Annotated in this window: 13 protein-coding genes and 4 rRNA genes; 8 read left to right on the top strand and 9 right to left on the bottom strand. The window is 42.4% G+C overall.

Annotated elements, in window-relative coordinates:
* The first annotated feature begins 33 nt into the window (after positions 1–33).
* The 6 genes from rrf (R1T43_RS00420) (at position 34) to rrf (R1T43_RS00395) (ending at position 8,918) form a co-directional block, all read left to right on the top strand.
* A 5S ribosomal RNA gene (rrf, locus tag R1T43_RS00420) occupies positions 34–149 on the top strand.
* Between the two features lie 786 nt (positions 150–935).
* The gene (locus R1T43_RS00415; RefSeq protein WP_317351634.1) at positions 936–1,826 is read left to right on the top strand and encodes a S1 family peptidase; all 891 of its coding nucleotides are present in this window, start codon (positions 936–938) and stop codon (positions 1,824–1,826) included.
* A 306-nt stretch (positions 1,827–2,132) separates the two neighbouring features.
* A complete protein-coding gene (locus R1T43_RS00410) occupies positions 2,133–2,666 on the top strand; it encodes a PH domain-containing protein (RefSeq protein ID WP_317351631.1) in 534 nt (177 codons plus the stop codon).
* Between the two features lie 1,146 nt (positions 2,667–3,812).
* Positions 3,813–5,345 (top strand): 16S ribosomal RNA (locus R1T43_RS00405).
* A gap of 358 nt (positions 5,346–5,703) precedes the next feature.
* Positions 5,704–8,581: ribosomal RNA gene (locus R1T43_RS00400) — 23S ribosomal RNA — on the top strand.
* Positions 8,582–8,802: 221 nt separating this feature from the next.
* A 5S ribosomal RNA gene (gene rrf / locus R1T43_RS00395) occupies positions 8,803–8,918 on the top strand.
* Together the 16S, 23S and 5S rRNA genes form the textbook arrangement of a ribosomal RNA operon.
* 488 nt (positions 8,919–9,406) lie before the next feature.
* Here the strand turns inward: rrf (R1T43_RS00395) and R1T43_RS00390 are convergent.
* From R1T43_RS00390 to R1T43_RS00350, 9 genes are all read right to left on the bottom strand, one after another.
* Positions 9,407–9,934, bottom strand: a complete 528-nt coding sequence (locus R1T43_RS00390) for an acyloxyacyl hydrolase (RefSeq protein WP_317351628.1) — start codon at positions 9,932–9,934, stop codon at positions 9,407–9,409.
* Positions 9,935–10,070: 136 nt separating this feature from the next.
* Positions 10,071–10,877: a hypothetical protein gene (locus R1T43_RS00385; protein ID WP_317351626.1), complete on the bottom strand. Its 807-nt coding sequence runs from the start codon at positions 10,875–10,877 to the stop codon at positions 10,071–10,073.
* 63 nt (positions 10,878–10,940) lie between these two features.
* Positions 10,941–11,738, bottom strand: a complete 798-nt coding sequence (locus R1T43_RS00380; RefSeq protein ID WP_317351623.1) for a hypothetical protein — start codon at positions 11,736–11,738, stop codon at positions 10,941–10,943.
* Between the two features lie 68 nt (positions 11,739–11,806).
* The gene (locus tag R1T43_RS00375) at positions 11,807–14,878 is read right to left on the bottom strand and encodes an error-prone DNA polymerase (RefSeq protein WP_317351620.1); all 3,072 of its coding nucleotides are present in this window, start codon (positions 14,876–14,878) and stop codon (positions 11,807–11,809) included.
* Positions 14,878–16,281, bottom strand: a complete 1,404-nt coding sequence (locus R1T43_RS00370; RefSeq protein WP_317351618.1) for a DNA polymerase Y family protein — start codon at positions 16,279–16,281, stop codon at positions 14,878–14,880. Before R1T43_RS00370 ends, R1T43_RS00375 begins: the two co-directional genes overlap by 1 nt.
* Positions 16,281–16,994 carry a translesion DNA synthesis-associated protein ImuA gene (gene imuA, locus R1T43_RS00365; protein ID WP_211069283.1) on the bottom strand — a complete coding sequence of 238 codons (714 nt, stop codon included), beginning with the start codon at positions 16,992–16,994 and terminating at the stop codon, positions 16,281–16,283. Before imuA ends, R1T43_RS00370 begins: the two co-directional genes overlap by 1 nt.
* A 130-nt stretch (positions 16,995–17,124) precedes the next feature.
* Positions 17,125–17,640, bottom strand: a complete 516-nt coding sequence (locus R1T43_RS00360; RefSeq protein WP_211069282.1) for a hypothetical protein — start codon at positions 17,638–17,640, stop codon at positions 17,125–17,127.
* Positions 17,640–19,394: a DUF885 domain-containing protein gene (locus R1T43_RS00355; RefSeq protein ID WP_317351614.1), complete on the bottom strand. Its 1,755-nt coding sequence runs from the start codon at positions 19,392–19,394 to the stop codon at positions 17,640–17,642. Before R1T43_RS00355 ends, R1T43_RS00360 begins: the two co-directional genes overlap by 1 nt.
* A gap of 41 nt (positions 19,395–19,435) precedes the next feature.
* On the bottom strand, positions 19,436–19,771 hold the full coding sequence (locus R1T43_RS00350) for a DUF1820 family protein (RefSeq protein WP_317351612.1): 336 nt from the start codon (positions 19,769–19,771) through the stop codon (positions 19,436–19,438).
* Positions 19,772–19,922: 151 nt separating this feature from the next.
* Here R1T43_RS00350 and R1T43_RS00345 point away from each other — a divergent pair, with 151 nt between their 5' ends.
* Both R1T43_RS00345 and R1T43_RS00340 read left to right on the top strand, forming a co-directional pair.
* Positions 19,923–21,560, top strand: coding sequence for a M28 family metallopeptidase (locus tag R1T43_RS00345; RefSeq protein ID WP_317351609.1), 1,638 nt, complete (start codon positions 19,923–19,925; stop codon positions 21,558–21,560).
* Between the two features lie 279 nt (positions 21,561–21,839).
* Entirely contained in the window at positions 21,840–22,676 is an 837-nt protein-coding gene (locus R1T43_RS00340; protein WP_317351606.1) for a glycosyltransferase, read from the top strand.
* The last annotated feature ends 64 nt before the right edge of the window (positions 22,677–22,740 follow it).

The raw sequence follows: 22,740 nt of genomic DNA, 5'->3' as shown, positions 1-22,740 counted from the left end.
TAAAGAGCATCATGATTCTGCACTAAAGTTTTTCCTGGCAGCCATAGCGATACGGTACCACCTGATCCCATTCCGAACTCAGAAGTGAAACGTATTAGCGGCGATGGTAGTGTGGGGTTTCCCCATGTGAGAGTAGCACACTGCCAGGTCCCATTCGAAAGAAGGGCTATCCTAACGGATAGCCCTTTTTTTATGCGTGATAGAAAGTTTGATACCGTGTTAAGCCATTTAATTGACAGCGTAATAGGCCGTTGTGAAAGAGGCTGAGGCATACGTTTAAGCTTAAATCATGGAACAAGTGCAAACAAAATACCGGCTGATCAAGCCATTGGGTATCACAAGACGCGCATAACAAAGACAATTAAAACTCGCCAGCCTGAATCATTTTTTCTTAAATCAAAAATTTGCAGTCCTATACTGATTCATATCACTATAATACTGTGCTCATAGACTATTGCAGTGGCTACTCTCCGCGATACATCAAAACTTGTTTAAATACGTAGCGAGTGGAATCTTAAAAGTAAAAAAAGCTTAAATCATAAGATGGTGGAAATACGCTTGAAGTTGTTATCGTTCATAGCAAGATAATGGCGCCTAATTATTAAATACATAAACTACAGAAGTTCATAACTTACTTTTCAGTTTTGATAATGTGGACTAAATTCAATTTGGATGACAGCTATAAGGGCACAGTAAAAGTTTCGACTAAGGGGGAAGCTTCGCAGCTCAAGCAATGTGCTCCTTAATTAAATGTGATGGATGCTTTATTTGAAATCTTTTGCACAACATTTCTTCATACTTGCTTTTCACACATAATAACGAATAGAAATTGCATCAAGGAAACCATCAGAAACACATCTTTACATTCAATATAATACAAACAAGCATTTTTCTGACATTCTCTGGTTTATTCTCAATAAGCTACAGAATAAACCGTGACAAAACTTCCATTGTTAAAACCGTTAACTGCTGTAGTGATTTTACTCTCTGCGTTAGTACAAAACACCTCTGCCATTGTAATTCGACACGATATTTCGGCAGATCGGTACCTAGCATCCAAACTTGATTTTCCTGCACTGGCGACCTTTTATTCCATCGGTGTACATGGCACATTGATTGAACCTGAATGGATATTAACTGCGGCGCATACGGTTTTTTGTCTTGATAAAGGACAGAAAATTCTAGCGGGTGATGAAATAGTTGAAATAGAAGCTAGATATAGTTTTCCATCTTATAAGTTGGGTGAACAAAACGATATTGCACTTATTAAACTTAGAACACCAGTCACAAGCGTGCAGCCAGCAAAACTGTATCGACAGGAAGATGAACTGCACCAAGAGATTTGGTTTATAGGCAGTGGCGGGACAGGTACAGGCCTTACTGGCGAAATCGTTGGCTATGCCGAAAATAATGGTGTCTTACGAAAAGCACAAAACAAAGTTGTATCAGTGACTGCGTCGGATCTAAGGTTTATCTTTGAAAAAGACACAAAAGGACTCGAGCTTGAGGGCGTATCTGGCAATGGTGATAGCGGCGGACCTGCCTTTATTCAAAAAAATGACGAGTATTATCTACTTGGCGTTAGCTCTCGTGTCGACTCATGGTTTAAAGACGTGGGTGAATATGGAGTAAAAGAACTCTATACCAGAGTATCCACTCATCAAGATTGGATAGATGAGGTGATGAACGCGAATAAAGTAGAGCGGTCAAAACTCAGCTCATCGAGTTCTTTCATGCAGCCAGGAATGACAGAAGAGCATTTACCTAGTCTTTGCGCATCTATCAGTATCAGTAAAAAGCAACGAACACCAAAGGTAGCAAACTAATTTATAAAATGAATATGGGCGTCACAAACATAGCGCGAATTTGAATTACCGGCGTTGAAGTCCCTCGTTCGTTTTTAGCACATATTAGGTTGTGAGCATTAAAGTACTGACTGTTAGACATCTTGTTGAATGTTAATGACCTGCATTAATGACTAACGTGGCGTGTTGAATGGGTAGGCGACCACAGGGTTACACTTGAAACCGAGAACATTATGTTTCATTTCATCACAGACAAAATCTAACAATAGCGTTATTGTAATACTCAGAAGCTATAGGGGAATGATTTCAATATCAAGAGAGTAATATATGCCTGAGAACATTGTATTAGAAGCAACCTTCAATCCGTCAGTCAAAACCTATTGGTTAGTGAGCCTGTTGCTATTCTCAACCCTTATAGTAATCGGTATTCCATTACTTGTAATATCCATCCCTCTATTTTATTTAGTCAGCAGTAAAATGATTGCAGCGATGTCTGCAATAATCACTGAACGCAAACTTGTAGTAAAAAGAGGGATTTTCAATAAAGAAGAAAAAACAATTCCGCTTGAGAAGATAACAGATGTAGCGATGACACAAGGTCCGCTTATGCGCGTATTTGATTTATACAGATTGTCTTTTGAAACCGCGGGACAATCAGCTCAGGGCGCACTCGTTTCACTTATCGGAATTGAAGATGCTATTAATTTTAGAGAAACTATTCTAAGCCAAAAAGATAAGGCCGCTGAGGGAAATAGATTTTCAGCAGAGGACGAGTCAAATACCAGTGATGACTTCGCCTTACTATTGCAAAGCACTCATCGAATAGAAGCACTATTAGAGAAGCTAGTTAATTCTAAGTAAGAGTTAATGTAGTGTGAGTTGAAGGTAGTAACGGGTCTGGTGTACTAATACCATCTTAATTAAACACCCTTTGTTCGCACCTAGCGTAATAAGCTAACTGTATACGAATGTTAATATCTAAAGGAAATGCTTATTCAGTATTAAGGTGTATTGGACAACATAAGTAAATCGAACAACAGTGAGTAGACCTTCAGTGATTAAATAGCAGTAAGTCATTCCTTGGAACCATTTCAAGACAATACCGATAGATATAGAACAAGTAACTTAACGCACTATAGTTTATCTCAAGAGTTTAGCTCGAGAGTGTAGCTTGGAGACAGAAGCCTATATCACCTATCAAACCCACCATCTCCGTTAACGTCATTAACAGTGTGCTGGCGACATATTGCAAAGCTAGTAAATAAAGTAGGTTAACTTATAGGTAAGATGATAGAAAAATTACACCTAGCTAATAGCCCTAACTTTCAGATCGCACCAATTCAATAACACAGCTACAAGCGGCCAATAAGATAGCAAAGCCTAATGAGGTTAAACATAATCACATAAGTATAATAGGGTTGTCTAAGCGATTACTTGTAAGGGTAATGACATACATAGCGCAGTACATAGGGTGAGCCGAGTCTATATAATTAATGAAGAGCTATGAATGTTTATACCGACATACAAAAGTGAGTAATACGCGACTAATGATATACGAATAGTTAATAATGAAGTGAGCGAGTTTAATCGTCTTTAAACCAGCGTAGAAGAAGGCGTATAGCTGGTTTTGAAAACTTTATAAAATTAATTTAAAAAAAGTGTTGATCCAAAAGCTGATTCGCGTAGAATGCGCGCCTCGCTTCAAGGAGTTGGCAACAACATCGAGAAGCAGTTTTCATTGACTCTTCGGAGTTAACAACGGTTCGAAAAGAAATTTACGAAAAACGTTGACACTGAAAACAAGAAGCGTATTATACGCCTCCCGCTTCGAGAGAAGCGAAGCAAGAAAGACGCTAGCAACTATATGTAGCCACCGTCCTCCTTGCGCAGAAGTCACGACAAAAAGCGTCATGATTCTGCACTATGTTCTTTAACAATTTAGACAAGACAATCTGTGTGGGCACTCATTAAGAGTGTCACACAACGACGATTCATATTCGATATATTTAATTGAAGAGTTTGATCATGGCTCAGATTGAACGCTGGCGGCAGGCCTAACACATGCAAGTCGAACGGAAACATGTCTAGCTTGCTAGATGATGTCGAGTGGCGGACGGGTGAGTAATGCTTGGGAACTTGCCTTTGCGAGGGGGATAACAGTTGGAAACGACTGCTAATACCGCATAATGTCTTCGGACCAAACGGGGCTTAGGCTCCGGCGCAAAGAGAGGCCCAAGTGAGATTAGCTAGTTGGTGAGGTAAAGGCTCACCAAGGCAACGATCTCTAGCTGTTCTGAGAGGAAGATCAGCCACACTGGGACTGAGACACGGCCCAGACTCCTACGGGAGGCAGCAGTGGGGAATATTGCACAATGGGGGAAACCCTGATGCAGCCATGCCGCGTGTGTGAAGAAGGCCTTCGGGTTGTAAAGCACTTTCAGTTGTGAGGAAAAGTTAGTAGTTAATACCTGCTAGCCGTGACGTTAACAACAGAAGAAGCACCGGCTAACTCCGTGCCAGCAGCCGCGGTAATACGGAGGGTGCGAGCGTTAATCGGAATTACTGGGCGTAAAGCGCACGCAGGCGGTTTGTTAAGCTAGATGTGAAAGCCCCGGGCTCAACCTGGGACGGTCATTTAGAACTGGCAGACTAGAGTCTTGGAGAGGGGAGTGGAATTCCAGGTGTAGCGGTGAAATGCGTAGATATCTGGAGGAACATCAGTGGCGAAGGCGACTCCCTGGCCAAAGACTGACGCTCATGTGCGAAAGTGTGGGTAGCGAACAGGATTAGATACCCTGGTAGTCCACACCGTAAACGCTGTCTACTAGCTGTTTGTGGCTTTAAGCCGTGAGTAGCGAAGCTAACGCGATAAGTAGACCGCCTGGGGAGTACGGCCGCAAGGTTAAAACTCAAATGAATTGACGGGGGCCCGCACAAGCGGTGGAGCATGTGGTTTAATTCGATGCAACGCGAAGAACCTTACCTACACTTGACATGTTGAGAAGTTACTAGAGATAGTTTCGTGCCTTCGGGAACTCAAACACAGGTGCTGCATGGCTGTCGTCAGCTCGTGTCGTGAGATGTTGGGTTAAGTCCCGCAACGAGCGCAACCCTTGTCCTTAGTTGCCAGCATTTAGTTGGGCACTCTAAGGAGACTGCCGGTGACAAACCGGAGGAAGGTGGGGACGACGTCAAGTCATCATGGCCCTTACGTGTAGGGCTACACACGTGCTACAATGGCATATACAGAGGGATGCGAGACAGTGATGTGGAGCGGACCCCTTAAAGTATGTCGTAGTCCGGATTGGAGTCTGCAACTCGACTCCATGAAGTCGGAATCGCTAGTAATCGCAGGTCAGAATACTGCGGTGAATACGTTCCCGGGCCTTGTACACACCGCCCGTCACACCATGGGAGTGGGATGCAAAAGAAGTAGTTAGTTTAACCTTCGGGAGAACGATTACCACTTTGTGTTTCATGACTGGGGTGAAGTCGTAACAAGGTAACCCTAGGGGAACCTGGGGTTGGATCACCTCCTTACCAAAATGTCGATGGTGACATTGTTAGTGTAGTGCCTACACAAATTGTCTTGTTTAATAGTTTAAAGAAGTGCCCTAGAGCGCTTAAATTTGATTGCAAAATCAAACTTAAGTGCTTTCTTTGAAAGCATTATGTTCTTTAACAATTTGGAAAGCTGATATTTAATTAGTAAATCAATCAAAATTTGAGTAATTGAGAAGTCGAAAGACGTACTTACTACTCTACTTGACTTGAATTGCTTGTTATCAATCTTTATTTGATAGCAAGGCAATTTCACGATTAGCTTGTCATGCATACAACATTACCCATACTCGGATTCAAAAGGCGAGTATGACCGCAAGGTCTTTTGGGGTTGTATGGTTAAGTGACTAAGCGTATACGGTGGATGCCTTGGCAGTTAGAGGCGATGAAGGACGTGTAAGTCTGCGAAAAGCTGTGGTGAGCCGACAAAATGCATTTGAGCCACAGATGTCCGAATGGGGAAACCCACCTATTTATAGGTATCGTTGTATGAATATATAGTACAACGAGGCGAACGAGGGGAACTGAAACATCTAAGTACCCTTAGGAAAAGAAATCAACCGAGATTCCCCTAGTAGCGGCGAGCGAACGGGGATTAGCCCTTAAGCAATTATGAACGTAGTGGAAGCCTCTGGGAAGTGGCGCGATACAAGGTGATAGCCCTGTACACGAAGTGTTTGTTTTTGTGAAATCGAGTAGGTCGGGACACGTGTTATCTTGACTGAATATGGGGGGACCATCCTCCAAGGCTAAATACTCCTAACTGACCGATAGTGAACCAGTACCGTGAGGGAAAGGCGAAAAGAACCCCTGTGAGGGGAGTGAAATAGAACCTGAAACCGTATACGTACAAGCAGTGGGAGCAGACTTGTTCTGTGACTGCGTACCTTTTGTATAATGGGTCAGCGACTTATATTTAGTAGCAAGGTTAAGCAAATAGCGGAGCCGTAGCGAAAGCGAGTGTTAACTGCGCGTTTAGTTGCTAGGTATAGACCCGAAACCCGGTGATCTAGCCATGGGCAGGTTGAAGGTTGAGTAACATCAACTGGAGGACCGAACCCACTAACGTTGAAAAGTTAGGGGATGACTTGTGGCTGGGGGTGAAAGGCCAATCAAACCGGGAGATAGCTGGTTCTCCCCGAAATCTATTTAGGTAGAGCCTCGGACGAATTCCATTGGGGGTAGAGCACTGTTAAGGCTAGGGGGTCATCCCGACTTACCAACCCTTTGCAAACTCCGAATACCAATGAGAACTATCCGGGAGACACACGGCGGGTGCTAACGTCCGTCGTGAAGAGGGAAACAACCCAGACCGCCAGCTAAGGTCCCAAAATATTGCTAAGTGGGAAACGATGTGGGAAGGCATAGACAGCTAGGAGGTTGGCTTAGAAGCAGCCACCCTTTAAAGAAAGCGTAATAGCTCACTAGTCGAGTCGGCCTGCGCGGAAGATGTAACGGGGCTAAGCAATATACCGAAGCTGCGGATACGTGTTTACACGTATGGTAGGGGAGCGTTGTGTAAGTGGATGAAGGTGAATCGAGAGGTTTGCTGGACATATCACAAGTGCGAATGCTGACATGAGTAACGATAATGGGAGTGAAAAACTCCCACGCCGGAAGACCAAGGTTTCCTGTCCCATGCTAATCAGGGCAGGGTAAGTCGGCCCCTAAGGCGAGGCAGAAATGCGTAGTCGATGGGAAACGGATTAATATTTCCGTACTTATATAATCAGTGATGGAGGGACGGAGAAGGCTAAGCAAGCTTGGCGTTGGTTGTCCAAGTGAAAGCAAGTAGGCCGAGCGTTTAGGTAAATCCGGACGCTTAAAGCTGAGATGCGAGACGAGCTACTACGGTAGTGAAGTTGTTGATGCCCTGCTTCCAGGAAAAGCTTCTAAACTTATGATTATATGAACCGTACCCCAAACCGACACAGGTGGTCAGGTAGAGAATACTAAGGCGCTTGAGAGAACTCGGGTGAAGGAACTCGGCAAAATTGTACCGTAACTTCGGGAGAAGGTACGCCCTTGTTTGTGATAGGACTTGCTCCTTGAGCAGATGAGGGCCGCAGTGACCAGGTGGCTGGGACTGTTTATTAAAAACACAGCACTCTGCTAACTCGCAAGAGGACGTATAGGGTGTGACACCTGCCCGGTGCCGGAAGGTTAATTGATGGGGTTATCTTCGGAGAAGCTCTTGATCGAAGCCCCGGTAAACGGCGGCCGTAACTATAACGGTCCTAAGGTAGCGAAATTCCTTGTCGGGTAAGTTCCGACCTGCACGAATGGTGTAACCATGGCCACGCTGTCTCCACCCGAGACTCAGTGAAATTGAAATCGCAGTGAAGATGCTGTGTACCCGCACCTAGACGGAAAGACCCCGTGAACCTTTACTACAGCTTGGCACTGAACATTGAACCTACATGTGTAGGATAGGTGGGAGGCTTCGAAGCACAGTCGCTAGATTGTGTGGAGCCGTCCTTGAAATACCACCCTTGTATGTTTGATGTTCTAACATTGGTCCCTTATCGGGATTATGGACAGTGTCTGGTGGGTAGTTTGACTGGGGCGGTCTCCTCCCAAATAGTAACGGAGGAGCACGAAGGTTAGCTAATCACGGTCGGACATCGTGAGGTTAGTGCAATGGCATAAGCTAGCTTAACTGCGAGACAGACACGTCGAGCAGGTACGAAAGTAGGTCATAGTGATCCGGTGGTTCTGTATGGAAGGGCCATCGCTCAACGGATAAAAGGTACTCCGGGGATAACAGGCTGATACCGCCCAAGAGTTCATATCGACGGCGGTGTTTGGCACCTCGATGTCGGCTCATCACATCCTGGGGCTGAAGTCGGTCCCAAGGGTATGGCTGTTCGCCATTTAAAGTGGTACGCGAGCTGGGTTTAGAACGTCGTGAGACAGTTCGGTCCCTATCTGGTGTGGGCGTTGGATGATTGATGGGAGCTGCTCCTAGTACGAGAGGACCGGAGTGGACGAACCGCTGGTGTTCGGGTTGTCATGCCAATGGCATTGCCCGGTAGCTACGTTCGGAACGGATAACCGCTGAAAGCATCTAAGCGGGAAGCCGGCCCAAAGATGAGTCATCCCTGACTTTTAAAGTCCGGAAGGGTTGTTATAGACGATGACGTTGATAGGCAGGATGTGGAAGCGTTGTAAGGCGTTAAGCTAACCTGTACTAATTGCCCGAGAGGCTTAACCATACAACGCCCAAGAGGCTTTATAATCTTGAGTGTTGTAAGACAAAGCTAATAGTAAGCAGAGTAGTAGTACTCAGTGCTCAAAGATTGATTACGTGAATATCAGAATTCCTAAATTGTTAAGTTTTAAGCAACGATGATTAGACAGACACCAAAGAGTAATGTCGGTCCTCCTTGCGCAGAAGTCATGATAAAGAGCATGATGATTCTGCACTAAAGTTTTTCCTGGCAGCCATAGCGATACGGTACCACCTGATCCCATTCCGAACTCAGAAGTGAAACGTATTAGCGGCGATGGTAGTGTGGGGTTTCCCCATGTGAGAGTAGCACACTGCCAGGTCCCATTCGAAAGAAGGGCTATCCTAACGGATAGCCCTTTTTTTATGCCTGATAGAAAAGTGATGATCGGCATTATGCTCGTCAAGTAGCACCTATCTATAATTGCTAGTCAATGAGCGTTCATCTATAAGCGCTTTTCTATAAGTCAGTTGCCAAAATCTGTCATTAAGTCTAATTAGAACCAGTAAAAGCCTAATTTGACTTTCCCGTATGAAGTAGGGTGATATGAAGATCTGAACCAAGATGATCTGCTGTTGATGACATCAAGGTAAAACAAACGCCCTCACATGCTTCATAGTAAATCACTTAGTATAAAATTACGTATATCTAGTAGGCTAAGCTACAGATTTCACGCCATAGCTTATCTGACTGTTTTAGAAAATAAGTTTTCAATTTAACAAATTTAGATATTCTCATTAGACTCTCCAAGTAGAATAGACATAAAAGTAGTTATGGTCATGCAGCCCACTACGCTAGAAGTAATGACTGTTAGAAGCTGTATGCGTACGACAAGTTCATGAAATCCAACCCAGGGTTGTCACTATTAAATCCACCATTAGAGAAATGCATGTAACGCAAAGCGACGTGTTGGCTTTCATCAAGCTCAACCACTAAGCCGAGCCTATCTTCAAATTGGTAATTAGACCCTATATCCTTACCTGCTACTTTCTCATCATTAATGAAACTTGCTCCTATACCTGCTTCAACATACAAAGGGTAGTCATACACAGTGCTAATTTGTTTCATAAAAATTGGCGTGATTGATAGCGCGTAGCTTGTGCTATGGTTATTGTCTTCACCGTATTCCCAATGATATGCGCTTAGCTCCCAGTAAAGTTTGATATCACCAAACCATCCAGTGCTTAAGTTATGTTCTAAGGGGCGATAGGCAAATCGAATACCGTCGATATCGTCAAAGCCATTCATGTAATCAATGCTGACGGTTTGTTTGGCTTGCGCTAAGCTTGGTACTAAAAGCAAAGCTAGGACAGTAAGTCTGAATGTATGTTTGAACATGTTGTCTCCTTAATATGCAAGGAGAGAAGCAAAATCATGACCAGAAATGAAAATCTACTATTTTCAATGTTTTAACGTTATTTGGAAAGCTTATGTATTTTTAGTAATTTAGTAATTTTCTTGAAATAAGTAATTATTACAGGGGTTTCCACACATCGTCTTTCTCAACATTTTGCTCTGTTCGAAACCTTTCTATAAGGTCTTCAGGTAGACTTATACCGTATTTTTCGTAAATGGTAGATATCAACCTTGGGTTATTCGCTAAAAATAGGTTTAGCTCTTTTATTATTTCAGGGTGACGTAAAGTAGATAGTAGAAAAGGGACATCAATAAAAGGAAGTGTAACATCAACGGAAAAAGGACCTAGTTGAGGGTAACTCTGCGTAAAATACTTTCCAACATGATATTCAACATCTACAGCATCCACTTCTTTATGTTGAAGTAGTGAAAGTGCATTATAAGTTTCTTCAATGGAAACTAAAGATACAAGGTTATTATCAATTCTCTTTTGCCATTTAACCGGCGTAAACCCTTGTGGAATCGCTAATTTCTTAATGAAGTTTAGCCCTTTTCCAATATCTTCCGATCTAATGAGTGTTCCAGATAAGGTATGAGCAACAGGTTTAGAATAAGTTTTTTCACCTAGGGCTGTATCTTCGCTATTCCAACGAGGGTTATCAGGATAGACAAAGTCTACATTCCCCTTATTTAATTCAATTTGTAACCTTCGAACGGGCATGTCTAAATATACGAATTCATGGCCTGATGCTTCAGAGAATGCTTCTAAAATTGCCCAGCCAACACCCTTATCAACATTCGAAGTAAAGTCATAGTGGGGAAAGTACTCAATATTTTGAGCGCCAATAATATACTGTTCTGCTTGCGCTAAATTGCCGCAGAAGATAAAGAGAAGGCAGTAGAAAGTCCGTTTTATGTAGCCCACTGATGTTACCTTATTAATGAATACTATTATTGAACACAGAGATTAATAGTAGCGCATAAACGCTTATTGAGGCTGCCAAATGTCTTTATCTTCAATACTAAATTCAGTTTGTATTTGTTGTGTCAGTGCTTCTAACGAAGTAATGCCATAGCGCAATCTAATTGAATCAATAATTTCTGGGTTGTTATTTATAAAAGCATTTAGCTCCTCAACGACGTCTTGGTGTCTTAGAGAAGAAAGCATAAAAGGGATCTCATTGTGAGGGAGAGTAATATCTAATATGAAAGGACCAATTTGAGGGGACTGGTTGGAATAGTAATTACCCACATGGTATTCGAAATCTATGGCGTCTACACGCTCTAGCTGGAGTAAAGATAAACCTGCAAAAGTATCCGAGATGGAAACTATTTTAATAAGGTTTTGATCTAATCGCGTTTGCCAATTTACCGGTGTAAAGCCAAGAGGCATAGCAATTCTCTTAATAGAGTTAATACCTTTACTAACATTCTTGGGTTTTACAAATGTACCTGTAACCGCTCGGGTGAGCGCAATTGAGAAATACTTTTCTTTACTATTAGTGACTTCGTTATACCAACCGGGATTATCGGGATAGACAAAATCCACATGCCCTTTAAGCATTTCCATTTGAAGACGTCGAACAGGCATCGATAGATAAGAAAATTCGTGGCCGGATGATTCTGAAAATGCTTCCAGTATTGCCCAGCCTACTCCCTTATCGATAGGAGAAGCAAAATTATAGTGAGGGTAATATTCTATGTTTTGTGAGCCCACAATAAATTTATCAGCGGTGGCCGTCGTACTAATCCATATCAGTAAAAGGCAAAACAACCCCTGTTTCATGCCATACTCCTACTTATTTTGATACTAAAATACCGAACACTGTTAAAGGTGTATATACGCAATTGGACTTAATGAAAGTCTCTGGATGGCATAGTGATATTTTCAAGCCATGGTGTTCGGTCAATTAACTTTCCCGCAATAATATGAATCACTCCTTCCTTAGAGCGTTCAATAATACCATTAACCTGCATAAGTTTAGCTTTTAAAAAGGTTTTATGTTGTGCACGTGCAGTCGACTGCCATATAACGACATTTATATTACCTGTATGGTCTTCCAATGTTAGAAAAGTGACCCCAGCAGCACTACCAGGCGCTTGTCGCCCAGTCACACACCCAAGTATTTTTACAACAGATTTGTGAGGTTTTAAAAGTAGTGCTTTCGCTGAAGTAATAAAACATAAATCTCGTTCTTCGTGTAAAAGTGCAACAGGGTGATCATTTACACAAAGTCCGATAGATGCATAATCTTCAATCAAGTTTTCAGCCACGCTGGGGGCAGTGCTAAAACTATCCGTATTAAGGGTATTTTCAAACAGCGGTAAATTGGTTTGTTTGTCCATTAGTCGCCAACGTGTTTGGTAGCGATTGCCCGCAATGCTCCTAAATGCATCTGCGCTAGCAAGCGACTCCAGCTCATCAGAACGAATGTCGAGTTTACGTACTGCCTCTATATTATCAAACCCGGTAGGCGGCCTGAGGCTCACAACAAGCTGAGCACTTTTTTCACTTAGACCTTTAATAAGCCTTAGGCCAAGCTGAATTTGCTTCTCGCCTTTGCATTCAACAATCAAATGTTCGTAATTTGATGCATTCACACAAGGCGCATGTACGGTAATATGATGACGCTTAGCATCTAGTACCAGTTGTGAAGGCGAATAAAAACCCATTGGCCAACTGTTTAACAAGGCAACATAAAACTCTACAGGGAAATAATGCTTTAACCAGCAAGACACATAAGCTAATACGGCGAAGGATGCTGAGTGAGATTCTGGAAAACCATAGCCAGCAAAGCCTTTGATTTGTTCGAAAAGATTATTTGAAAAAGCGGTATCGTACCCTCGTGATACCATGCCTTTTATCAGCTTTTCTTTAAACTCAAAAATGCGGCCGTCTTTTTTCCAGCTCGCCATTGCGCGTCGTAGTTGATCTGCTTCACCGCCACTAAAGCCAGCCGCTACCATGGCCAGTTTTATGACTTGTTCTTGAAAAATTGGAACGCCCATAGTGCGCGACAGCACTTCTTTCACTTCTTCAGAAGGATAGGTTATCGCTTCCTTTCCGTGCCGTCGTAGTAGATAAGGGTGCACCATATCACCCTGAATAGGACCTGGTCTTACTATAGCTATTTGCACCACTAAGTCGTAATAACATCGAGGTTTTAAACGAGGCAGCATCGACATTTGTGCGCGAGATTCAATTTGAAATACGCCCACGGTGTCAGCCTGACAAATCATATCGTAAACCTGTTTGTCATCGCCTAACTTGGTAATGAAAGGAATATCTATATCGACAGGGAATTGCTTGTTGAGTAAGTCAAAGGTACGGCGAATGGCGCTTAACATGCCTAAAGCCAACACATCAACTTTCAATAATCCTAGCGTCTCAATATCATCCTTATCCCACTGTATAATAGTACGCTCTGGCATTGCTGCGTTTTCAACAGGGACTAACTCATACAATGGTCCTGAACTAATGACAAAGCCACCAACGTGCTGAGAAAGATGTCGAGGGGTACCGAGAAGTTGCTCTGTAATACTAATGAGAAGTTTGACCCTTTCATTTGCTGGATCGAACCCTAAATTTGAAAGCTGAGACTGCCAAGGAATGACATTGTCTCGGCGATTAATTTGCTTCATCACAAAGCTTAATTGCGACTCGCTGAAGCCCAAAGCTTTGCCCACATCTTTAAACGCCGATTTAAAGCGATAGCATATGACAGTAGAAGCAATAGCCGTTCTTTCTCTGCCATACTTTTCATAGATGTATTGAATAATTTCTTCTCGGCGTTGATGTTCAAAATCTACGTCAATGTCAGGTGGTTCGTTTCGTTCCTTAGAAATAAAGCGTTCGAATAACACATTAATTTGCCGTGGATCAACGGCGGTAATTTCTAAGCAATAACACACGATAGAGTTAGCCGCTGAACCTCTACCTTGATAGAGGATTTTGCGGGCTTTGGCGAATTGAACAATGTCATAAATGGTAAGAAAAAAGTACTCATACTCTTGTTCACGGATTAGTGAGAGTTCTTTTTCAATAAGAGCTCTAAGAGCATCCGTCAGACCTTCTGGAAAACGCACTTTTATGCCTGCTTCTACACGCTCTCTTAAATAGGTAGTAGGCGATGTACCTTGGGGGATAATTTCAGAAGGGTATTGATAGCGTAGTTCTGCTAACGAAAACAGGCAGCCTCTCGCGACATCAATGGCATTGGAAATCCACTTTTCAGGGAATAGCTTTTTTAATTTTGAAACCGTACGCAGGCTACGCTCAGCATTACTTAGAGCTGCTCGCCCCAATTTGTCTACTTGAGTATGTGCTTGGGTGGCATGAAGAACATGTTGAAGTGGTAGGCTATCTACATGGTGCATAAGCACACCAGTACAAGCAATAATAGGAAACTCAAATTTTTCCTGTAGTTGTGTGTAAGTCGCAAATCGATGATGATCATAGCCATCAAGTAAACGTTGTGCGCCTATGTACGTTGTTATATTGGGTTGGCTGATTAGCCAAGTCGCCCAGTAATTATTTTTTTCTTCCTGAGTATTGGGAAGCCATATAAAAATGCAGTGACGAATGGTTCGTAAATCCCACTCTGCAAGTTGATACTCACCCTTTTGGCTGCGCCTTCTGGCATTTGTAATTATGCGACAAAGCTCGGTATATGCCACTTTATTAGGGCACAGTAATATAAAAGACAAGGTATCATCGAAGCGAAAATAGCTGCCGACAATGAGCTTAATAGGGAGTTTTTGCTGTGTGATTTCAGCATAAGCTCGCACTACGCCCGCCACAGAACATTCATCGGTAATAGCTAACGCTTCGTATCCAAGAAAAGAGGCGGTAGTCACTAGCTGTGCAGGCGAAGACGCCCCTGTTAAAAAGCTATAGTGGCTCTGACAGAAAAGTTCGCTATACATTAGCTGTATACGCCTTGTGTCCACCAACAGGCATTTACGTCTTTAAAGACGAGCAAGCGTACACCATGATTGGTTTCGGCGATAAAATAATCTTTCTGGCTAGCCGCGCTACTCCACCACTGCGTTTGAAGTCGTATAGGTCCAAAGCAAATACGTGTCGCTTGGTTAAGGGGCATGGGACGCTTAAACAAAAACGCCGGAGTTATATCGGCTGCATAGGCGGGCGTAATTTCCTCCACCTGATTAATTGTCATACCTTCAAAGGTATGGCTGTTACCCGCTTTAGGATGAAGGGTGCTGTCATCACCTAATTTTGCTTTTAACCTTCCAATAAGTTGTTTTTGTGCCACTGAAGTAAATCGATGGGAAAAAAAATCATTTCCATCGTTTTCAATGGGCTCGAATTGCTGGCAGGTTAGGGATATAGCGATAGCGGGCTCGGGCAGCAAGAGGGTTTCAACTTTAAGCTCAACCAGCGCTAACCAGTCTTTCTGCGTGGCAAAAGGCATAGCACCATTTACCGCTATAGATAAGGGCTCTGCTTCTCTGAAATGCACCTGAAAAAGAATAGATGGCGTGAGTAAATTGCGTGCGCGTAAGTAGTGTTCTAACGTAATGAGTAGCGCTTTAATGCTTGGCAATAAGTGTTGCGTATTTTCCACTTCATACGATAAATTTTTTAACTGCTTGAAGCTTATCGATGGCCTGAATAAAACGTATTTTGGAAAGGTTTCCCCCCGCAGTGCGGTTAAATAGCGAATAGTATCGTTTGAAAATCGTTGCCCAAGTTCATGGACGGGGAGTTTAAGTAGTTGGCCTATCTGCCTAACACCGACTTTAGCAAGGGTATCAATGGTTTTCGAATCTAGCGAGGTTTGTTCTAGCTTACACTGGGACAATAGCAGAGTTATGTCTTCTTTATTATCGGTATAGCGATTGGTTTTATTTTTAGCGAGAAGGCGTGCTGCATCCACCCCCCATGCAGTGGCGAAGTAAAAGTGAATACCAGCAGAATGTAGTTCGTTTGTAAGTACATGCCATAAAGCATCAATACCACCGTAATACTGCAGTAAATTGTCTAGTCGAATAGCAATGGCGTTGTGAGCATCAATCACAATATCTGATGCGAGTGGGTATAACCGATGTGCAAGAAATAGAAGGGTCTCTTTTTCGGTATCACGATTAAACGCTAAAATGTGCACGTGAGGACAGAGCGCTGCGGCCTGTGCAAGGCCTTGACCACATTCAACACCTTCGTTTATAGCCTGAGAATTAGCTTGCACTACTTGGTTGCCCTGCTCGTGATAAACCACAGTGGGTATTTCATCTTCTGTGAATCCGCCATCTTTTTTATGGGAGTCAAGAGTTAACTGATAGCAGTAAAAGTAAGCCCATAGCATCATTAAATCACCGAGTGTAATGCTGGCTCGGTGTTCTTATTATTTTGCATGGCCGATTGAATGGCGCGGTTGTTAGGGGTCCATGAATGGGGGATCACAATATCGGTTACGGGCCATCCATGACGCTGTTTAATAATATTAACAACCAATTGCGCATCGCGAATATGCAGACTTAAATCTAGGGTAATTGGAAAAGAAGCACTTTGTTGATTAGGGGAAGTAAACAGTAAGCATAGTGTATCGTTATGCGATGCCGCCACTTGCAAACGCCGCGCTGCTTTTGCATCCATGGTGTTATTCCAAAGCAATACACAATGACAAGCTGCACTTTTTAAGCATTGCTCTGCTGCCCACAAGGCTTCTTGATCTGTTTTTGGAAGCACAACGATGACTTGTTCTAAGTCTACGCCTAAGCTGCTTAGCCAGGGCGCTTGGAGCTGGGCAGGTGGCTTTATAAATACACGCAGTTTATGAGTGCGATGCGCAGTCAAAATATGTTTAAAAAGCGTGATTTCTCCAATACCCGTTAACGACGCAACTCTTACGACGCCTGATGTGGCGATACCACCGTGCAGGGCTTCATCCAATACATGATTACCCAGCAAAAACTTGTTTTCGCTTACAGGCTTCTCTCGAGCTCGCCATATATGAGGGTGCTTATCAAAAAGCGCTGCCTTTGAACGAGCTTCATTAATGGGTGAAATAGGAATATTCATAACACTATAATGCTGTATGTATGTACAGTATTATAGTGTAGAGGTTTGTCTTTTCAAGATGGGTTAAATAGTTAAGGCTGTGAGGGCATCTAACTATTTGAAAAAAATGCTTAAATAATTACTCAAATAATTACGCCGTACTGGCATCGCTGCTAGCAGGGCTTTTTTTAGTGTTACCGCCCACCGAGCTGGTAATTAACTGGCAGGCCGCAATAAAGCCATCAGCGCTGTTTTTAGACCAAGCCATACGAATGGGGCCGGGCATTTCTTTAATCACGTCTCGCACATCGCTTTGTGATACATCGGTGCTGCTTAATGCTGAATCCAACGCTTCTTCTAACGTAGCGCCTTTTTCACAACACGCCATTACGATACTAGAGAAATTAAGCATAAGCGGCATAAGAGCAGTATGTTGTTGCTGACTTATCAGGCGGCTTTTGTAGGCACTTTCGATGCGCGCTGCATATGTCTTTTCTAATGCATCAGTGACGAGCACTAAATTCTTATAAGCATGATTAACTTTATTACCATTTTGTTTTGCAGATGAGCGCGTAAGCGTAAGCTCTCGTTGTAGCGTTTGCACACGAAGCGCTAAATAAATCAAAAACAGGACAAGCAGCCCTATGATCCCAAATGCAAATATCATTATCTTGCCGCCTTTTGTTCTTCTATGAATTGGATGATTTTTTGCTCTAAAATGAATAATGGCACAGAGCCATTTTCTAATACTGCTCGGTGAAATTTACGTACGTCGAAATGCTGCCCTAGCGCAGTTTCAGCCTTCTCACGCAACGACTTTATTTTTATTTCACCAATCTTATAAGATAGGGCTTGAGCTGGCCATGATATATATCGGTCAATCTCGGTATTTACATTATGCTCTGACAAAGCCGTATTGGACATCATAAAATCAACCGCTTCATCTCGGCTCCATCCCATGGTGTGCATGCCGGTATCTACGACAAGACGACACGCACGCCACATTTCATAGCTTAAGCGGCCAAAATTATCATAAGGGTCTTCATACATTCCTGCTTCAATTCCTAAAAATTCAGAATACAAACCCCAACCTTCACCAAAAGCTGAAATATAAGTGTTACGTCGAACCATGGGTAAATTTTCTAATTCCGCAGCTAAAGATATTTGCAAATGATGCCCAGGAACCGCCTCGTGCAAGGTAAGAGCTGGAAGGGCATAAAGCGGACGCTTGTCCAACGCATAAGTATTTACCCAGTAGTAACCAGGTTGATCGTCTCGACTAGGGTGAATATAACGACCCGTGGTGTACTTCGGGGCAATACTATCGGGTACAGGGGCAACGCCATAGGGTGTGCGAGGTAAATATTCAAAGAGAGATGGTAATTTTGCGTCCATCTTTTTCGCAATAAATGAGGCCTCTTTAAGTAGATCTTCTGCGCTGGTGGCATAAAATTGCGAATCTTCACGTAAAAAGGTAATGAATTCATTAATACTGCCATCGAATTCAAGGCTATCTACCACGCTTTGCATTTCAGTTCGAATTCGATTCACTTCTTTTAAGCCAAGAGAATGAATGTCTTCGGGGCTCATATCTGTAGTGGTGTAGTGCTTGGCGCGGTTAGCGTAATAAGCTTTGCCATCAGGCCACTCGTTAGCAGCAATGGCGGCTCGGGCGCCGGGAATATATTCATCAACCATGAAGTCATAAAATGCTTGGTAAGCAGGGAAAACGCTGGTGGTAATGGCTTGTTGGCCTAGTTGGGCTAACGCAGCTTGTTGTGAAGCATCAATATGTTTTGGAAATCGAGTAAATGGACTGTAGAACCCACTTTTCTTTGGATCGTCCATAATATAAGCGGCTACCGCATCTTCGAAGCCTTCAAGAACCACTTTAGGTTGGGTGTAACCCTCTTTTAGTCCTTGGCGCATATAGGTGATTTGTTGTTCAAAGTAGGGTTTAAGTGCATCCAAACGAGACAGGTAGGCATGATAATCCTCCACCGTTTTAAATACAGATAAATTTGGCAAGGATGCCATGGCACCATGAAAACCGTATTCGGAGTTAATGGGGACAAGATAAGCGCGAAAGTGATATTGGCTAATATAATTCTCTAGCCGATACTGCTGCATAAGCAACGAGATAAAAGCGTCGTCAGATAGGTTTTCCTTAGAATACGCTTTCAATGCATTACGGTACGCTCGCCATTGTTGATCTTGAGTGGCTAAGCCTTGTGGTGAAATATCTGGTAACTTGTTATTTTGCGAACTGTCACCTTGTCTCGAGGCTAGAAGCGGGGAAACACTTAGTTCGTATTTCCAAATTTCATCTAACAACGCATAAAACGACTTATCCTCATTGGTGCTGGCCAACGACGTAAAGCTAGTAAATGCGAGTATAAAAATCAACAAATAACGGTACATGGAAGCCTCCGGTAACCTTAGACCGGATTATCCACGGTGGGTTACTCTTTGTTAGGTGTATAAATTGGGCTAGGGAAAGGCATCACTTTATCAGACTTATTATCTAATTTAGTAATTTTGGCTGTGCCTTTTTTACTGACCGCATCAATTCGAAGGATGTTATGCATAGGAATATAAGTGCTGGTGACGTCTGCGAACTCTGATTTGAGTTTTTCATGGCTGGGATCTACTACTATGCCAGTATGGGTATCCCACACAAATTCTCCAATTTCCACGAATCCAAATAAGCCACTTTGAGAAAGTGATTTGACGTACACATCGTAGCTCTCGCCATTACTGACGAACTGCACGCGATACAAAGGGTCGGTTTTTGTCATAAAGGTGTCGTTAGTTCAATGATGGTTGAAAGAGCGTGAATATTACAATGGACTATGAATACGGGCAATGATCGAAAATCGTTGGGCTTAAACGTTACGGAATCGCTTGGGTAAGGTAATATGTAAAGACCTCAAAAATAGTGGAAATACAATGATAAAAAAACTATTACTTGGAAGTGCGATGACGGCGATGGCGTTTGCTGCCACTGCGCATAACCATGAAACGACAGAAAATAGCTTTAACCCTGATACTCAGCGTATAAAGTCACACTTATTTTTCTTAGCCGATGACTTACTTGAAGGCCGTGATACGGGGTCTCGAGGGCATGAAATTGCCGCGCTGTATATTGCGACAGAATTTGCAAAATATGGTTTAAAGCCAGCGGGTACAGAAGGCTACATGCAACAGGTGAGCTTCCGTAAAGCAAACCTATTGCAAGAGTCGCCAGAATTTACGCTTACTCGTAATGGCGAAAAAATTGCTTTTGCTTACCCAAAAGAATATTTAGCCGGCCCAAGTTTACTTAGCGTTGATGCTAATGTTTCAGGCGAACTTGTGTTTGTTGGCTACGGCATAGTGGCTGACGAGTTGTCTCACAACGATTATGAAAATATCGATGTGGAGGGCAAAATTGTGGTTTCGCTAGCCGGTAAACCCAGTGACTTTCCTTCGGAAGAAGGTGCTCATTTTGCCTCAGGGTATCAGAAGCAAAAATACGCCGCTGAGCATGGCGCAATTGGTATGATTACCATCACCACGCCTAAAAACGAAAAAGTACGGCCTTATCAAAGTCGCTTGAGCTATATTCATACACCGCGTATGGCTTGGCTTAACGACGAAGGCCAACCTGCTAATACCTTCCCTCAAATTAAAGGCGGTGCTTATTTAAGTGAAGCTGCAGCAAAAACCTTATTTGAAGGGGCTGAGCGGGAACTTGACGATATTTATGCTGACCTTGAAGCAGATAAAGTACCAACAGGCTTTGCATTACCTGGCACAGTAAGCTTAAGTAAAAAGAGCACTCACGAAGTAGTGACTAGCCCGAATGTTGTTGGCGTGCTTGAAGGTTCAGATCCCGCGCTTAAAGATGAATATGTCGTCTTTTCCGCGCACTCTGACCACATTGGTTTCGCGAAAACAGTTAAGAAAGACAATATCAACAACGGCGCTATGGATAATGCCTCTGGCACATCGGTAATGCTAGAAACTGCACGCTTATTCAGCGAAATGGACGTAAAACCTAAGCGTTCGATATTGTTTGTATCGGTAACAGGTGAGGAAAAAGGATTATTAGGGGCAGATTACTTTGCTCGCAATCCTACCGTGCCGGTGACGTCAATGGTGGCAAACGTTAACCTTGATATGCCCATTTTAACTTATGAGTTTGCCGACGTCATTGCGTTTGGTGCAAACCACAGTGACTTAAAAGCGTCGGTTGAAACCGCTGCAAGTAATGCTGATATTTCATTAAGCCCAGATCCTTGGCCAGACCAAGCGCTATTTACTCGCTCAGATCACTACGCATTTGTTAAACAAGGCGTACCAGCAGTATTTTTAGTGCCTGGTTTAACATCAAAAGATCCAGAGGTAGATGGTAGTAAAGTGTTTGGTCACTTCCTATCAACGAATTACCACAAACCTAGCGATGATATTAACCAGCCGTTTAATTGGAATGCTGCTGAAGCCTTTACCAAAGTAAATGCACAAATTGGTTGGACCCTAGCTAATCAAGAAGACAAGCCGAAATGGAATGAAGGTGACTTCTTCGGTAATACGTTTAGTAAGTAACGTATCTTTATTCTAAATAGAAAAGCAGCATATATATGCTGCTTTTTTTGTAGGTGAATTTTGATCACGTTACGCGATTTGAAAGCCCTTTGAGGTTAAGCATAGCCCGTATCGATATTGCACTTGGAAATTGATGCTAGAGGATTTTTAAACCTACTTTTTTTACTAACACAGAACTAGTAAGCTTTTTACTACTCTCAATTAAGTATTACATGGAATTTTTACGTTTGAGTTATCAATTAGTAAAAAAGTATCTTCTAAATTTTTACTGGCAGCATTATGTTTCAGCACTTTATATTAACTCGCTTCAATCTTAGGAAAAAAGGTTGGGATGAGACAAAATCTCAATCTAAAGTTTTAACTCACAGCTGGATGGAAAATAGATTAAAACTGTTTGAACAGTATTGTTATTCTTCGATAAAAGGCCAAACTAAAAAGGATTTTGAATGGTTTGTGTTTTTCGATAAAACTACACCACAAATTTTTCGTGAAAAAATTAGCGAGCTCTCTTTACTCTTTCCCCAATTTATACCTATTTATGCAGATGGAATGGATGATTTTTTACCGTCTATTACCAGAGAAATAAAAAGTCGCCTTACAGAGCCTTATTTAATTACAACTAGATTAGATAACGACGATAGCCTTCATCAAGATTTTGTAAAAGAAGTACACAGTCAATTCGCTGAGCAAGAATTTAGGGTTATAGATTTTGTTGACGGTTATACACTGCAAGTTGCACCGCGGGTAAGGTTTGGTCAACACTCACATGTTCACAACCCATTTATGAGTTTGATTGAAAAAAGTGAAAACTTTAAAACAATATGGACTCAAGAACGACACGGTTATTGGAGTAGCGTAAAAGCAGTGAGTCCTATTCGTGGTAAAAGGTTGTGGATGTCAGTTATACACATTGAAAACAAAGCAAATGAATATAAAGGCTATGGTAACGTAGCAAAGAGCGCTATTGATTCATTTAATCTGCACCCACAAGCATTAGAAAATTTTAAATCTAATGCAGAAGATCTTCAGTTAAACAGAGCGGGCGATTTTAAGCATAAGCTAAAAACAAATTGGAAAGTTAACTTCAAGCTATTAGAGAGAAGGTTATTTTCTTAGTTAATTATTATAGATGAAAATAAAGAAAATCTAATCTACGGAAATTATTTAACCTTCCACAAAC

The organism is Alteromonas sp. CI.11.F.A3 (genome assembly GCF_032925565.1).
GTDB lineage: Bacteria > Pseudomonadota > Gammaproteobacteria > Enterobacterales > Alteromonadaceae > Alteromonas.
This window is presented reverse-complemented; position numbering and strand designations above follow the sequence as displayed.

Coding starts and splice junctions, on each gene's coding strand:
- R1T43_RS00410 (WP_317351631.1), top strand. CDS start 2,133: ATGCCTGAGAACATTGTATTAGAAGCAACCTTCAATCCGTCAGTCAAA.
- R1T43_RS00390 (WP_317351628.1), bottom strand. CDS start 9,934: ATGTTCAAACATACATTCAGACTTACTGTCCTAGCTTTGCTTTTAGTA.
- R1T43_RS00380 (WP_317351623.1), bottom strand. CDS start 11,738: ATGAAACAGGGGTTGTTTTGCCTTTTACTGATATGGATTAGTACGACG.
- R1T43_RS00375 (WP_317351620.1), bottom strand. CDS start 14,878: ATGTATAGCGAACTTTTCTGTCAGAGCCACTATAGCTTTTTAACAGGG.
- R1T43_RS00370 (WP_317351618.1), bottom strand. CDS start 16,281: ATGATGCTATGGGCTTACTTTTACTGCTATCAGTTAACTCTTGACTCC.
- imuA (WP_211069283.1), bottom strand. CDS start 16,994: ATGAATATTCCTATTTCACCCATTAATGAAGCTCGTTCAAAGGCAGCG.
- R1T43_RS00360 (WP_211069282.1), bottom strand. CDS start 17,640: ATGATATTTGCATTTGGGATCATAGGGCTGCTTGTCCTGTTTTTGATT.
- R1T43_RS00355 (WP_317351614.1), bottom strand. CDS start 19,394: ATGTACCGTTATTTGTTGATTTTTATACTCGCATTTACTAGCTTTACG.
- R1T43_RS00350 (WP_317351612.1), bottom strand. CDS start 19,771: ATGACAAAAACCGACCCTTTGTATCGCGTGCAGTTCGTCAGTAATGGC.
- R1T43_RS00345 (WP_317351609.1), top strand. CDS start 19,923: ATGATAAAAAAACTATTACTTGGAAGTGCGATGACGGCGATGGCGTTT.
- R1T43_RS00340 (WP_317351606.1), top strand. CDS start 21,840: ATGTTTCAGCACTTTATATTAACTCGCTTCAATCTTAGGAAAAAAGGT.